The organism is Clostridium polyendosporum, from assembly GCF_018332455.1.
GTDB lineage: Bacteria > Bacillota > Clostridia > Clostridiales > Clostridiaceae > Clostridium_AY > Clostridium_AY polyendosporum.
In genome coordinates this window covers 60539-76884 of record NZ_BOPZ01000007.1, presented here as the reverse complement: position 1 = coordinate 76884, position 16346 = coordinate 60539, and the positions used below count along the sequence as shown (strand labels likewise).

General features: G+C 30.4%; 8 protein-coding genes. All 8 read left to right on the top strand.

The window, feature by feature from the left end:
• Nucleotides 1-20 precede the first annotated feature (20 nt).
• Nucleotides 21-2768, top strand: a complete 2748-nt coding sequence (locus CPJCM30710_RS05900; protein ID WP_212903254.1) for a calcium-translocating P-type ATPase, PMCA-type — start codon at nt 21-23, stop codon at nt 2766-2768.
• A 390-nt stretch (nt 2769-3158) separates the two neighbouring features.
• A complete protein-coding gene (budA, locus tag CPJCM30710_RS05895) occupies nt 3159-3875 on the top strand; it encodes an acetolactate decarboxylase (protein ID WP_212903253.1) in 717 nt (238 codons plus the stop codon).
• A 5-nt stretch (nt 3876-3880) separates the two neighbouring features.
• Complete coding sequence (locus CPJCM30710_RS05890; RefSeq protein WP_212903252.1) at nt 3881-4891, top strand: LacI family DNA-binding transcriptional regulator; 1011 nt, start codon at nt 3881-3883, stop codon at nt 4889-4891.
• A 482-nt stretch (nt 4892-5373) separates the two neighbouring features.
• Complete coding sequence (locus CPJCM30710_RS05885; protein ID WP_212903251.1) at nt 5374-7260, top strand: alpha-amylase family glycosyl hydrolase; 1887 nt, start codon at nt 5374-5376, stop codon at nt 7258-7260.
• A 245-nt stretch (nt 7261-7505) separates the two neighbouring features.
• The gene (locus CPJCM30710_RS05880) at nt 7506-8573 is read left to right on the top strand and encodes a mannose-1-phosphate guanylyltransferase (RefSeq protein ID WP_212903250.1); all 1068 of its coding nucleotides are present in this window, start codon (nt 7506-7508) and stop codon (nt 8571-8573) included.
• Nucleotides 8574-8855: 282 nt separating this feature from the next.
• The gene (locus CPJCM30710_RS05875) at nt 8856-10853 is read left to right on the top strand and encodes a fructose-1,6-bisphosphatase (protein ID WP_212903249.1); all 1998 of its coding nucleotides are present in this window, start codon (nt 8856-8858) and stop codon (nt 10851-10853) included.
• A gap of 304 nt (nt 10854-11157) precedes the next feature.
• Nucleotides 11158-12774: a phosphoenolpyruvate carboxylase gene (gene ppcA, locus CPJCM30710_RS05870; protein WP_212903248.1), complete on the top strand. Its 1617-nt coding sequence runs from the start codon at nt 11158-11160 to the stop codon at nt 12772-12774.
• Nucleotides 12775-12968: 194 nt separating this feature from the next.
• A complete protein-coding gene (locus tag CPJCM30710_RS05865) occupies nt 12969-16220 on the top strand; it encodes a ligand-binding sensor domain-containing protein (RefSeq protein ID WP_212903247.1) in 3252 nt (1083 codons plus the stop codon).
• Nucleotides 16221-16346 lie beyond the last annotated feature (126 nt).

Here is a 16346-nt window from a genome sequence, read left to right as displayed (position 1 = left end):
TAGAATCAGGAGGGATGGAGATGAGTCAATTTTTAAAGTCCAAGGATGATGTTCTAAAAGAATTTTCTATTAATCCGCAAAAGGGACTGGACTCTCGAGAAATCGAGGAAAGAAGAAAAAAGTATGGAGCAAATGAATTTTCTCCAGCAAAGAAAACAAGTATCTGGGAAAAGATTTTAGAAGCTTTAAAGGAGCCAATGACATTAATACTTATTATTGCAGCTATTATAACTATAGGAATTAATATATTTAAGCTTTCTAACGGACACGAAGCTGAGTTTGGAGAAAGTATAGGTATCATAATTGCTATTGCACTTTCAGCAGGAATTCAAATTATAATGGAAAGTAAATCTGAGGCAGCTTTTGAGGCTTTAAATAATATTAATGACGATATTAAGGTTAAAGTAATAAGAAATAATACTACCCAATATATTACAAAAAGTGAAGTAGTAGTAGGAGATATAGTAGCACTTGAAGCTGGAGATAAGATTCCTGCTGATGGAAGACTTATTGATTCATTAGAGCTTCAAGTAGATGAATCAATGCTTACAGGAGAAAGTGAAGCAGTTGATAAAGATTTTACTGTGGTACTTTCAAAAGAAAAAACTTCTCTAGCAGAGAGAGTAAATATGGTGTATGGTGGAACTTTTGTAACATATGGTAAAGGTACTTTTCTGGTAACAGCTGTGGGAGATTCCACAGAGATGGGGAACATAGCAAATGAACTTAAGGGACAAAATCAAGGGTCAACCCCTCTTCAGGAAAAGCTTGAAAAGATGGCATCAAAGATAAGCTTTTTCGGAGGTATAGGAGCCTTTTTAATATTTCTTTTTGAATGCTACAGAATGTTCGCTACAAACAGTTTTACCTTTGATAATGTCCAGGAAGCTTTTGTAGCTTCTATAGCACTTATTGTTGCTTTAGTTCCAGAAGGACTTCCAACCATAGTTGCAATGATACTTGCTTTTAACATTGCTAAAATGGCAAAAAATAATGCTTTAGTTAAGAAGATGGTTGCGTGCGAAACTATAGGTAGCATAAATGTTATATGTTCAGATAAAACTGGTACACTTACAAAAAATCAAATGACAGTAATGCATGTATGGGAAAGAGGGAGGCTTATTTCCCCAGAAGAATTAAAGGGAGAAGCGTTAGTATATAATTTTTGCATTAACTCCACAGCAAACCTTCAACTTAAAGATGGAAGGGAAAAGTTTGTTGGTAATCCAACAGAATGTTCACTTCTTCAAGCGTTCAATAAATCTTCATATGCTGAGGACATGGCATATGCTTATGATGTAAACAAGCTAGGTTATAATATGATAAGAGAAAAGTTAGAAGTTGCTTATCAATATGCATTTAGTTCAGAGAGAAAGTCTATGACTACAGTAGTTAAGAATAATAATAGCTTTACTGCTTATTCAAAGGGAAGTCCAGAGAAGATGTTAGAATTCTCAAAATGGATAAATACTTTAAATGGAGTGGTAGAGCTTGATGATAAGAGAAGAAAGTCTATAGAGAAAGAAATCACTAAGCTTCAAAAAGAAGCATACAGAATAATAGGTTTTTCTCATAGAGCCGTAAAAGAAAGCTTAAATTGGGGAAGTGAGCAGCACTTAGTTGAAGAAGATATGATATTTGATGGTTTTGTTGCTATTGCTGACCCATTAAGGGAAGAAGTTTACCATGCTGTTCAAAAATGTTCAGCGGCAGGCATAGGTATAAAGATCTTAACTGGAGATAATAAGGTTACTGCATCGGCTATAGCAAAGCAGTTAGGAATTCTTAAAGAAGATAGTATAGTAATTGATGCAAATGAAATTGATGATCTAAGTGATAAAGAACTTGAAGATATTATAGGTAGAATTACTGTAATCTCAAGAAGTAAGCCTCTTACTAAGATGAGAGTAGTTAATCTTCTTAAGAAAATGGGCAATGTAGTTGCTGTTACTGGCGATGGTATCAACGATGCACCAGCTTTAAAAAATGCAGACGTTGGTGTGGCAATGGGCATAACTGGTACAGAGGTTTCTAAAGAATCTTCAGATATAGTTTTATTAGATGATTCCTTCTCAACTATTGTGAAAGCAGTAGAGTGGGGAAGAGGAATTTACGAAAATCTACAGAGATTTATACAGTTTCAACTTACAGTTAATGTTGTTGCAGTACTTACAATAATACTTTCTGAAATATTTGGATATGACCTTCCATTCACTACAACTCAGCTTTTATGGGTTAACATAATAATGGATGGACCTCCAGCTTTATCTCTAGGCCTTGAGGCTTTAAGAAAGAACCTTATGAATAAGACTCCAGTTAAGAGGGACGAAAATATAATAACAAGGGATATGATTACAAGGATAATAAGTAATGGTGTGTTTATTGTAATAATGCTTATGCTTGTACAACAATATCATATCTTAGGTGGTTCTATAGAACAACAGTCAACTATAGTATTTACCACTTTTGCTACCTTCCAACTATTTAATGCTTTCAATACTAGAGAGCTCGAGGATGAAAGCATATTCCCAAATTTATTAAGCAATAAGGTTATGCTTTATTCTGTTGGTGGTACATTTATAATTCAAATACTAGTTGTACAGTTTGCTGGTAAGATTTTCTCAACAGTGCCACTAGAAATAGGTTTGTGGATTAAGATAATACTTTTATCATCTACAATAATTCTTTACTCAGAATTTGTTAAGATGATAAAGAAAGGATTTTCAAGAGTTCTTACTGCTAACTCTAAACAAGCAAAACTAAACTAGTAGTATAACAAATATATTTGAATTAAAAGCTTATATTTTAGATTGGAAATATATAATAAACTATTTTAAAGCAAAACCTTGTCGTATCACAGACAAGGTTTTGTTGTATATCAAAAAGCTAATTTATATATATTAAGAGATTATCTGAGTTAATCTAGCTAAAGATATTAATAAGCTAATATACTTTAGTATGGTATATAGGATATAATAAATAATATATTAAATTCTATAAAGATGTGATTAAAGATAGACAACTTTACTCCTTAATAAAACTGAACAGGCATCCAGTCTAATCAGCTTTCGCAAGATTTCACTTTGTGAAATGGCAGTAAATCAATTCAGTTATGAAGTTGTTTGTGTATAAAAGAATTATCAGTAGGGGGGATAAGGATGAATGAGCAACAAGTTCCAAATCACATATATCAAATGTCCACTATAAGTGCGTTGATTTCTGGATTATATGATGGATGTATTTCTTTAAATAAATTAAAACAAAAGGGTGATTTCGGTATAGGAACATTTAAGGGTTTAGACGGAGAGTTAACGCTTTTAGATGGCAATTGTTATAGAACAAATCCAGATGGAAGTATATGCTTATGCGATGAAAGTGTAACGGCCCCTTTTGCTGTGGTAACTAAATTTAGTGATTATAAAGAGTTTACAATCAAAGATTGCAGTGATTTTAGAGAACTTACAAAAAGATTAGATGAGTTTATCGAGAGTAAAAATATTTTTTATGCATTTAGTATAGAAGGTGAATTTGAGTATGTAAAAACAAGAACTGTGGTAAAACAAGAAATGCCCTATAAGCCTATGACTGAAGTGGTAAAAACTCAACCTATTTTTCAGTATGTTAATATAAAAGGCAATATAGTTGGGTTTAGATGTCCAGATTATGTTGATGGGTTAAATGTACCAGGTTATCACTTTCATTTTATAGATGCAGATAAAAATGTTGGAGGACATGTTATAGATTGTGGTATAGATTTAGCAAAAATAAAAATTCAAAACTGTTCCTGCTTTAGAATGGAGCTACCACAAAACAGTACTTTTTACCAAATGGATGTAGAAGATAGAAGAGATGATATTAGTAAAGTGGAGAGGTAAGTGTTGTGAAGATTACAATCAATGAAATTGCTGAAATGGCAGGAGTATCGAAGGCAACAGTTTCTAGGGTTTTGAATCAATCGAAGCCTGTTAGTGATGAAATTAGAGATAAGGTAATAAAAGTGATAGAGGAGACAGGATTTAATCCCAACTCTATTGCAAGAAGTTTGGTCATAAAAAAAACCTACTTAATAGGTATAGTGATTCCAGAAATAGCGAATCCATATTTTTCACAACTTGTAAGAGGGATCGAAGATGAAGCAAATGCAAGAGATTATAATATTGTGATTTGCAATGCAGACAATGAATTTCAGAAAGAAAATAAAAGTCTTCAAGTCTTAAAGAACAAACAGGTAGACGGAATTGTTTTTTTAACTTCTCACTTGTTAGAAGAGCATAATTTATTTTTTAAGACAAATTCTATTCCTACAGTTATTATTGGAACAAACTCTAAAGAATTTAATATACCTTTTGTAGATATTGATAATTTTACAGCGGCTTATGATGTAGTGAGGTATGTTGTATCTCTTGGCCATAGTTCTATTGGGCTTATTCGAGGACCTTTAACCTACCAAAATGTTAGTTTTTTTCGATTAGAAGGATACAAGAAGGCATTGCAAGATCATGGTTTTCCTTTTGAAGAGCATCTTGTAAAAAGTGGAGATTATAAATTTGAAAGTGGATATGCTGCTATGGAAGAATTCTTAAAACAAGATAGTAAGCCTACTGTAATTTTTGCAATGAATGACGAAATGGCTATTGGTGCTATGAGTTGTGCTATCGATAGTGGGTTAAGTGTACCAGAGGACATTTCTATTATAGGGTTTGATGATATTTCTTTGGCGTCCATGGTTAGGCCTATGCTTACCACAGTGAATCAACCTGTTTATGAAATGGGATTAGAATCTATAAAGATTTTAATAAATATGATACAATGTCCAGACAAGAAAGTTGAAAATGTTATCTTTCCTCATAAAATTATTGAAAGACAAAGTATGAGTAAGATTAAAGATTAATATTTGAACCAATCCAATTAAAAATAAATGACTTCACTCCTTAAATAACTCATGAAAGTAGCTTCGATATGCAGTGCTTTTTCTAAGATATACAAGTTCAATCCTTAACAAATTTTAGGAGTATAAAAGTTAATAGGTATCGAGTCTATTAACTTTGAGCCAGATGTCACTTTGTAAAGTGGCAGTAGATAACATTGAAGGGGCATCGAGCCCTTTCGCCCTTAGTCAGATTTCACTAAATCTAAACAAGTTAGATGCTCAGTTAATTTAAGTGTAATGTTATGGTATATATTGACATAAAGGTTAATTTTTTGTATAATAGTTACAGATTGGTGTTAACGTATCCATTATTGAAGATGCTTTTCAGAGGATATGAAATTATCTAAGGATAATTTTTTTTGATCTTTGGGAAACCGATTTCCTGGTTTCGTAAAAAGTAAACTTATTAAGAAGTAATTTTCTATACAAAAGGGGGATGACGTATGGAGGTTTTAAATAAAATCAAAACCGATAAGATTTTTGAAAAAAGGCTTTTAGAAAATATAGGTGAGCTGCAACAGGATTATTATGAGTTATATGGGCAAAGGGAAGATGTAAAAGAAAATTTTGAAGATCTCATAATAAGAATGGCAGAGGCTTATAATAATCGAAAAAAGGCATTAAAGGAATTAGATGAAGAACGTGAGCAGCATCCAGACTGGTTTTTATCTCAAGAAATGGTTGGTATGATGTTGTACGTAGATTTATTTGCAGATAACTTAAAAGGGGTAAAGGAAAAAATTAATTACTTAAAAGACTTAGGAGTAAATTATGTGCATTTAATGCCTCTTTTAAAAATGCCAAAGGGAAAAAATGATGGAGGCTATGCAGTTTCTAGCTATACTAATATAGATGAGAAATTTGGAACAATGGAAGAGCTTGAGGCTCTTGCAGATGAGTTTAGAAAAAATAAAATGAGTGTATGCCTAGATTTTGTTTTGAACCATACTTCAAAAGAACATACTTGGGCAGAGAGAGCGAAACAAGGGGAAAAGAAATATCAAGATATGTATTTTATGTATGATACAGATGAAGTACCAAGGCAATTTGAGGCAACGGTACCAGAGGTATTTCCAAAGGTTTCCCCAGGAAATTTCACATATTACGATGAGTTTAAAAAATGGGTATTTACAAGTTTTTATGAATTCCAATGGGATTTAAATTATCATAATCCTTTTGTAACTAATAAGATAGCAGAAAAGTTGTTGTTTTTAGCAAATAAAGGAGTAGAAGTACTTCGCTTAGATGCTATTCCTTTTATGTGGAAAGAATTGTGGACAAACTGCAGAAATCTTCCACAAGTTCATACTGTCATGCGAATTTTAAGAGTAGCAGCAAAGATAGTTTGTCCAGGAGTTATGTTTAAGGGAGAAGCAATTGTAACTCCAAGAGAAATTTTAAAGTATTTTGGGGAAGGAAAAGATGAAGGAAAAGAGTGTCAAACAATGTATAACGCATCGATGATGGTTCTTTTATGGAATTCTTTAGCGACAAGGGATACGAGACTTATGCAGATGACTTTAGAGCGTAGTCCTAAAATTCCTCATACTGCGACCTGGATGAATTATGCAAGATGCCATGATGATATTGGTTGGGGATTTGAAAATGATATTATAAAAGAATTAGGTATGGATCCTTTCCAGCATAAGCAATTTATCATTAACTTTTATAAAGGAAATTATCCAGGAAGTTTTGCTAAAGGAGAACTCTATGAATTTGATGAAGTGACCATGGATGCAAGAACTTCTGGAACATTAGCTTCTTTATGTGGCCTTGAAAAAGCCCTAGAAGAACATGATAAATATGGACAAGAACTTGCTATTAAAAGAATTTTACTGCTTCACAGTGTAATTTTATCTTACGGTGGAATTCCGGTAATTTATAGTGGAGATGAAATAGGGCAGCTTAATGATTACTCATATAAACAGAATGCAGAGAAATATGCGGATAGTAGATGGCTTCATCGTCCAAAAATGAATTGGGAAAAGGTAAAAAATACGGATAATTTAGCAACAATTGAAGGCACTATTTATAAAAATATAAATAAAATGATTGAGTGTAGAAAAGAAAACACAATATTCCGATCAGATAATTTATCTGAACCTTTTTATACAGGAAACAAGGGGGTTTTAGGATATTTTAAAACAACCGGAAATGAAAAACTTCTTGTATTAGCTAATTTTTCAGAATATGAGCAGCATGTAGATATGGATATACTTAAAAAATACTATTCTGGTGAGTGTGTAACGGATATGCTCCAACAGAAAAAAATAGATTTAAATTCAGAAAAAATTATTCTAGCACCATATGAGTTTTTGTGGTTAGCATAAGATAAATGTAAAGAAGTTTCAGTATATTTGATTTCTATCATAATTTTAGTTAATAATGATAGGTTAATATGCTGGAATTTCTTTTTTTTATAAGTGTTGTTTATGACATAATTGTTGCAATAAGTTGATTTATTTAAGTTTTAAATTTTCCTTTTATATTAGGAGTGTTTGTCTAACAAACATTTCACAATAATACACATGTTAACATACTATAGAGTAGAGCAATACTTGGAGTTGAAAGCATAATGCTTTATGCACTAATCTTAGCAGGAGGCAAAGGCACAAGATTATATCCGCTTTCAAGATCTAGTAGACCCAAGCAATTTTTAAAAATAGTGAACAATAAAAGCTTTTTAGTAAATACTGTAGAAAGAATTCGTCCATTAATTCCTAAAGAAAATATTTATGTTATAACAAATAAAGACTATGAGGGTCAAATAAGAGAGGAATTATCAGACATTTGTGCTGAGAATATATTCACTGAACCTGCTAATAAGGAAACTGCCACATGCATAGGTCTTTCAGCTGTAAAGTTGTTGAAGAAGGACAAGGATGCTGTAATAATGGTATTACCTTCAGATCATTATATAGAAGGGGAAAAACATTATATAGATACACTAGAGCAGGCAGTAGAGATCGCTGATAGGAGAAGAGGAATAGTAACTATAGGAATAGAACCATCTAGACCGGAAACTGGTTATGGTTATATTGAAATGGGCGAGAGAGTTGGAGGAAATATTGCAACCTATAAGGTTGCTCGTTTTACTGAAAAGCCAAATTTAGAAGTAGCTAAAGATTTTTTGTTAAAGGGGACTTATCTTTGGAACAGCGGTATGTTTATTTTCCGAGCAGACGTAATTCTAAGAGAAATGGAAAAATATCTTCCTAAAATGTATAAATGCCTTATGGAAATTTATAAGTATATAGGCACTGAGAGAGAAGAAGAGGTAATAAGAGAGCAGTATTGCCTTATAGACGGCATCTCCATAGATTTTGGAGTAATGCAGAAGACAAGAAAGGCGTATGTTATAAAATGTGATTTTATGTGGGATGATATTGGAAGTTTTACGGCTTTGAGTAGATTTTTAAGTACTGTAAGAAGTAATAATATATCGGAGAATGTTTTTTTAGATGAGTGTGAAAATTGTTCTATTTTTGGGAATGAAAATCTTGTAATAGGTTTTGGGTTAAAAGATTTAGTTATAGTAGATGCTGGAGATGTAATTTTGGTAATGGATAAATACCGTGACCAAGAAATCAAACATCTTTTAAATACACTTAATGAAAATGATAACTTAAAGGAATATATGTAGAGAAAAGGGGTAGCCATTGACGGTTACCCCTTAAAATTTTATATTTATTTTCCGCAGCCAGAAGTATCAGTTTTAGTATGAGTTTATGATGTCTATTAATAAAAATATATAACTTTAATCCTTAAATAATTCATGGAATAGGTTATTATAGATGTTCCATTAATGCTGTATTTATTTAATATATAACAACTAAGTGTGATGACAAAATATTAATTAGTATATATAATATGTATATAAATAAATAAATAGTATATAACATATTGAGAATGGTGGGGGACAGTTATGGGGTTAAAAGACGATTTATCAAATGAGGAAATAAGTAATAACCTAAAATATTTAAGATTGCTTTCACAACAATATCCTACAATTAATAAGGCATCAACTGAAATCATTAATCTTCAAGCAATTTTAAATCTGCCTAAAGGTACGGAACATTTTCTTACGGATATTCATGGAGAATATGAATCTTTTATACATGTATTAAAAAATGCTTCTGGAGTTATTAAAACAAAAATTGAAGATATTTTTGATAACTCCTTAAGACTAAGTGAGAAAAAGAGCTTGGCAACTCTTATATATTATCCTGAACAAAAATTAGATATAGTTTTAAGGCAGGAAAAAAATATTAACGATTGGTATAAGATAACTTTATATAGACTAATTGAGATATGCAGATATGTCTCTTCTAAATATACACGATCTAAGGTAAGAAAGGCTTTGCCAAAAGACTTTGCTTATATTATAGAGGAATTATTGCATGAACAACCTAATGAGATAGACAAATATGAGTATTATGGTGAAATTATTAAAACTATTATTGATATTGATAGGGCAAAAGAATTTATAATAGCTTTATCAAAGTTAATACAAAGATTAGTTATAGACAGATTGCATATTATTGGCGATATATTTGATAGAGGACCAGGCGCAGATATCATTATGGATACTTTGGTAGAATATCATGCTGTTGATATTCAATGGGGAAATCATGATATATTATGGATGGGTGCTGCATCAGGTTCAGAAGTATGTATTGCCAATGTTATAAAAAATTCTGCAAGATATGCTAACCTAGATACAATAGAAAATGGATATGGGATAAATCTATTGCCATTAGCTACTTTTGCTATGGAATTTTATAAAGATGATCCATGTAATAATTTTTTACCTAAAATTACTTGTGATAAAGATTATAGTATGAAAGAAATTCAGCTAATAGCGCAGATGCATAAGGCAATATCCATAATACAATTTAAACTGGAAGGTGAAGTGATTTCAAGACATCCAGAGTTTGATATGGAACATAGACTTTTATTAAATAAAATTAATTATGAAGAAGGAAGTATTGAATTATATGGACAAAAATATAAATTAAAAGATTCATATTTTCCTACTATAGATCCGCAAGAACCATATGGGCTTTTGGATGAAGAAAAAGAATTAATTGAAAAGTTAAAGTTATCTTTTATGAATAGTGAAAAATTAAATAAGCATGTACGCTTTTTATTCTCAAATGGGAGTTTATATTTAAAATATAATTCAAATCTTTTATATCATGGATGTATACCTTTAGACGAAGATGGAAATTTTAGAGCTGTAAAAGTTAATGGGAAAGAGTATAAAGGAAGAAAACTTTTAGATAGGTTAGATATGCTAGCAAGAGAAGGATACTTTTACAAGAAAGATACTGAGATCAAGCAAAATGGTATGGATATAATGTGGTATTTATGGACAGGGCCTTGTTCCCCTCTATTTGGAAAAGATAAAATGGCGACTTTTGAAAGGTATTTTATTGAGGAAGAAGAAACTCATTATGAAGAAAAGGATCCTTACTATAGTTTTAGGAATAATGAAGAGATTTGTAATAATATATTGAAAGAATTTGGTTTAAATCCGGAAAATTCCCATATAGTTAATGGTCATGTACCTGTAAAAGAGAAAAATGGAGAAAGCCCTATAAAAGCTAATGGAAAGCTAATGGTTATAGATGGAGGTTTTTCAAGAGCTTATCAGCCGAAGACTGGAATTGCTGGATATACATTAATATATAACTCATATGGACTTCAACTTGTATCCCATCAACCGTTTGAATCTACAGAAATGGCTATAAAAGAGGAAACAGATATATTATCTTCTACTATTGTTTTAGAACAAGTTGTGAGTAGAAAGAGAGTTGGAGATACTGATGTAGGTATTACTCTGCAGCTGCAGATAAAGGAATTAAAAATGCTTCTTGAAGCATTTAGAAAAGGATTAATTAAAGAACAAAGTAGAAAATAATCTTGCAGTAATATATCTATACAATAATAGTTAATTTAAATACACTTAATGAAAATGATATAACTTAAAGGAATATATGTAGTAGTAAGAGGTATCTCATATTGGGATATCTCTTAATTTTTAAAATGAATTTTAACTACCTAATTTAAATCATTGTAATGAATTTTTAGAAAAATGATAGTTAGAGTGGTTGACTTAATCAATTTTCTTGATATAATATGACTAGCGATTTTAATATTTATAATTGAAATAATTAAATAATAACATTCAGATAAAATTAATGTACTAAGGGGGCTTATAAATTATGCGCAAATTTCCATCAAGTATGATGACACAACATCCAGATAATGTTGATACTTATGTATCAATCCAAAATGAACCAGAAGAGGCTATCCAAGCTCTATCTCCTCACGAGGCAGGTGGATTAGGTATAGAAGAACTTATGTTAGATTTTGAAGGAAAGTTAACTCCTTACCATCAAACATCACAGGTAGCTTCAGGTCTTTTACATAAAAATGTTATTCCAGGAAAGGATGCAGTTATCACTCCTAGAATACCTAATGCTAATAAAGAATCTTTATTTAGACAACTTATGAGTATAATGTCTATCGTAGAAACTAATGCTCAAATTTTTGAACAAACTGGTGTGCAAGCTATAAAAGAGGTTGTCATACCAATGTGTGAATCAGGTGAAGAGGTAGCAGGTTTCCAAGATAGAATAAATTCTGTTATAGAATTAGGTAATAAGAATTATCCTATACAGTTTGAAAATAATTCTATAAAGATAATTCCACTAGTAGAAGACGTACCTGCTCTAGTAAATGTGGACACTATATTAGATGATTATTATCATATTTCTGAAAAGAAAGGTTTTACTTTAGATTATATAAGATTTATGCTTGGACGTTCTGATTCAGCATTATCTTATGGTATAGTATCAGGCATACTTTCTATAGTAATTGCTATTTCTAAATCAGCTGCATGGGGAGAAGAACATGGTGTAGAGATTGCTCCTATACTTGGATGTGGATCACTTCCATTTAGAGGACACTTCACAGCAGAAAATGTACCTAATGTACTTAAAACATATTCAGGAGTTAAGACATTTACATTCCAATCAGCATTAAGATATGATCATGGTCCTGAAAAAACAAAAGAAGCTTTAAATTATCTTCAAGATAATATACATAAATCTGTTGCTAGAAAGTTTTCAAAAGAAGATATGGAACTAATGTATGAGTTTATAGGTATATTCTCAAAGCATTATCTAACTAGCTTTGTTAAAATAATAAATATGGTTTCAGATATTTCTGATTTTATACCTAAAAATAGAGATAGACTTACTAAGCTTAAAACAGGATTAACATATTCAAGAGATGTGGCAGATGTAGAAAAAATAGCTGAACTTGTAAAAGATGAGAAATTAAAAGAAGAACTTTTAAGTATAAATACTAAACTTAAAGTTTCAGTGCCTAGAGCAATAGCTTATACTGGTGCTATGTATACTATAGGATTACCTCCAGAATTCTTAGGTACGGGTAGAGGTCTAAGAGAAATAAAAGAAAAGTATGGACAAGAAGGATTAGATAAATTATTTGATTTCTATCCACAAATCAAAGAGGATATGGCATTTGCAGCTAAGTATGCAAATCCAAAGGTTTGTAAGAGAATTATAGATGAATCAGCAAGATTAGAGTATGAACTTGATTTAAATCTTACAAACGAAATATTAGGATTAGATGTAGATTTTAATGAGCTTAGTGATAATGATTTCTATCATACAGTGTTAAAAACTACAAGACCTATATTAATGCATGTAATAGGAACAGAAAATGAACTTATACATAACAAAACTGAAGAATTAAATATTCTACACGAATGGATTGTTAGAATGGGTAAGTTAAGAGGAAGTATAGGTTAATTATCTATAGGTATCTAGAGAAGTGGCTAAGCTGCTTCTCTTTTTTTATCACAAAATTGTATTAGTTTTAATAGTGTTATTTTGTTGTTTATTTTGGAATTTTAGAATTTTATGTCGTATTTTGTATTGTAAACACTATTAAAATATGGGAAAATATTAATATATAATTTATATTGTTTTGGTAGGGAGGGGTTATGGTAAGTTTTCTAAAAAAAATAAGTATATTCATAACTTTTTTATTACTGTCCTGTTTTTTTATTAAAGGAACTACAGCTTATTCTTATGATAATGATTTGAAATTTAAGAACATAACTATTGAAGACGGTTTATCACAGTCTTCAGTAGGAGTTATATTTCAAGATAGTAAAGGATATATGTGGTTTGGAACATCTGACGGATTAAATAGGTATGATGGTCATGAATTTAAAGTTTATAAGTACAAGCTTGATGATGATAATAGTATTACATCAAATTGTATCGGTGCGGTCATAGAGGATAAAGATGGATTTCTATGGATAGGCACTAGTAAAGGTTTGAATAAATTAGATACTAATACAGATAAAATAACAAGATGTGTGAATGATCCAAATGATCCAACCGGTGTATCTCATTATAATGTTTGGGACATTATGGAGGATAGTAAAGGTTACATATGGATTGCAACTGAAAAAGGTTTAAATAAATATGATAAAAAAACTGATGTTTTTGTAAAGTACTATAATGATCAAGAAGATGATAATAGTTTAAGTAGTAATTTTATTACATCTTTATGCGAAGATAACGATGGCGCCATTTGGATAGGGACTAAAAATGGACTAAATAGATTTGATACTAGTACAAACAAGTTTACAAGATATTTGCTAAATCAGCCAGGAGATCAATACAGTATAGCAAGCACCTATATCAGCAAAGTATATAAAGATAATACGGGAAATATATGGGTAGCTACACAAGAAGGTGGACTTAATAAATACGATAGACAAAATAATAGATTTATTAAATGCTTAAATGATAATAAAAGCATACCATCTAATTTTGTGCAAGCGATTTTTGAAGATAGTAATGGTGATTTGTGGATTGGATCTAAAGGCGGTTTAAGTCAATATAATCAGTATGGGGATGAATTGACAAGTTACAGAAACAATTATTATGATCATCAAAGCCTCATTAATAATAATGTATTATGTATATATAAAGATAAATCAGGAATGCTTTGGATAGGGACTTATAATGGTATAAGTATTTTAAATCCAACTTCAAGATTTAAACACTATAAAAAAAATCCTATTGAAAAAAATAGTTTAAATGATAATATGTTGAGCGGAATATATGAAGATGCTGATGGAGTATTATGGGTTGGAACAAATAGTGGAGGTCTTAATTCTATTAATAGAAAAACAGGAGAAGTAAAACATTATTTGAACAATCCTAAGGATGAAAAGAGTATTAGTAACAATACTGTTTGGGGTATTACTGAAGATAGTTCTGGTGATTTGTGGATAGCCACTAGTTGTGGATTGAACAGATTTAATAAAAAGACAGAAAATTTCACTAGATACTTACATGATTCTAATTCAAACAGTTTAATAAATAATGAAGTAAGATTTGTATATGAAGATAAAAGTGGTTTAGTGTGGATCGGAACGAGACAGGGATTAGATTCTTTTAATAAAAAGACTGGGTTGTTTACGAATTATAATAAATCGCTTGAGGCTAGTGGCATAGAGGACTCGTGTATTTCTTATATTTATGAAGATAATTTAGGTTTTTTATGGTTAGGTTGTGAAATAGATGGAGGTTTGGTCAAATATGATAGGCAGTCTGACAAGATTACAAACTATAAGTATGACCCGACAAACAATAAAAGTATAAGTAATAATAGTATTAAAGGAATAGCTGAAGATGGTGAAGGAAACCTTTGGATAGCGACTAATTATGGTCTTAATAGATTTGATGCTGAAACAGAGATTTTTACTAGATATACTGAAGATGATGGGCTTAGTAATAATTTTGTTTGTGGAGTTTTAATTGATAAATTTAATAATCCTTGGGTAAGTACAAATGGTGGGATCTCAAAGGTAGATGTAATTCAAGGAAAGATTATAAATTTTAATGTTACTGATGGTTTGCAAAGTAATGAATTTAATGGTTATTCGTACTTTAAAAGTAAAACAGGAGAAATGTTTTTTGGTGGAATAAATGGATTAAGTAGCTTTTATCCTGAGAGCTTATCAGAGAACAATTATATGTCAAAGGTAGTAATTGAAAGTTTTAAAGTATATGATAAACCTATTAATTTAAAAGATAAGATAGATCTTAAATATAATCAAAACTATTTTTCATTAGATTTTTTTCTATCAGATTATAGAAATCCAGTAAAAACAAAATATGCATATAAGCTAGAAGGTGTAGATAAAAATTGGATATTTTCTAATGATAGAAATTATGCAAGTTATACTAATGTGAGTGATGGAACATACACTTTTAAAGTTAAAGCAAGAAATAGTAGTGGAACATGGAGTGAGCCTACTTCAATTCAAATTGTAGTAGCAAAACCCCCTTGGAAAACTTGGTGGGCATATACATCATACTGTTTATTATTTTTACTAATGATGTGCTTGATGTGGAATTATGTAAGTATAATGGAAAATCTAATAAAACAGAGAACTCTTCAGCTGAATAACAAATTACAAGAAAATGATAAATTATATAATCAGCTTATAAAACATGAAAGATTTAAAAATAATTATTTTGTCAACCTTTCACATGAGCTTAAAACACCATTAAATGTAATATTGTCCACAGTACAATTAATTAATAAATTAAATGAGGATAATTTACCATTATCGAAGCAAAGTTTACATAAGTACATGAAAATAATAAAAAGAAATTCAAATAGTCTCTTAAAAATAATTAATGATCTTATAGATACATCGAAAATAGAGGCAGGAAGTTATAAAGTAAATATGGTTGAAGCAGACATTGTATACTTGGTAGAAGAAATAGCCTTATCAATGAAGGAGTTTATAGAATTTAATAAGCTAAATCTTATTATAGATCCTGAAGTTGAAGAAAAGATTATAGAATGTGATCCAGCTGAAATAGAAAGATGTGTTGTTAATTTGATATCTAATGCAGTTAAGTTTACTCCGGAGGAAGGAACTATTTGGATAAGCTTATATGATAAAGATAATACTGTTGATATATCGGTAAAAGATAACGGTATAGGTATTCCAAGAGAGTATCATGAAAAAATATTTGATAGATTTGGTCAAGCAGATAATATGTCAAATAATAAGTTAGGTAGTGGTATTGGGCTTACTTTGGTAAAATCCTTAGTTGAAATTCATGGTGGAAAGATAAGTCTTATAAGTGATTTAAACAAAGGTAGTGAATTTATTATTACTTTACCTGTAAAGCATAATAACTTACATAAAGATAAATAAGAATATATCAATAATCGTACTATGAAAATAGTACGGTTATTATTTTGAATTAGTGTTCAACAATAATATTGATAGTTAGAAATTCTTTGCCAGATGTAATATTGACTTATGTTTGGAAAAAATATT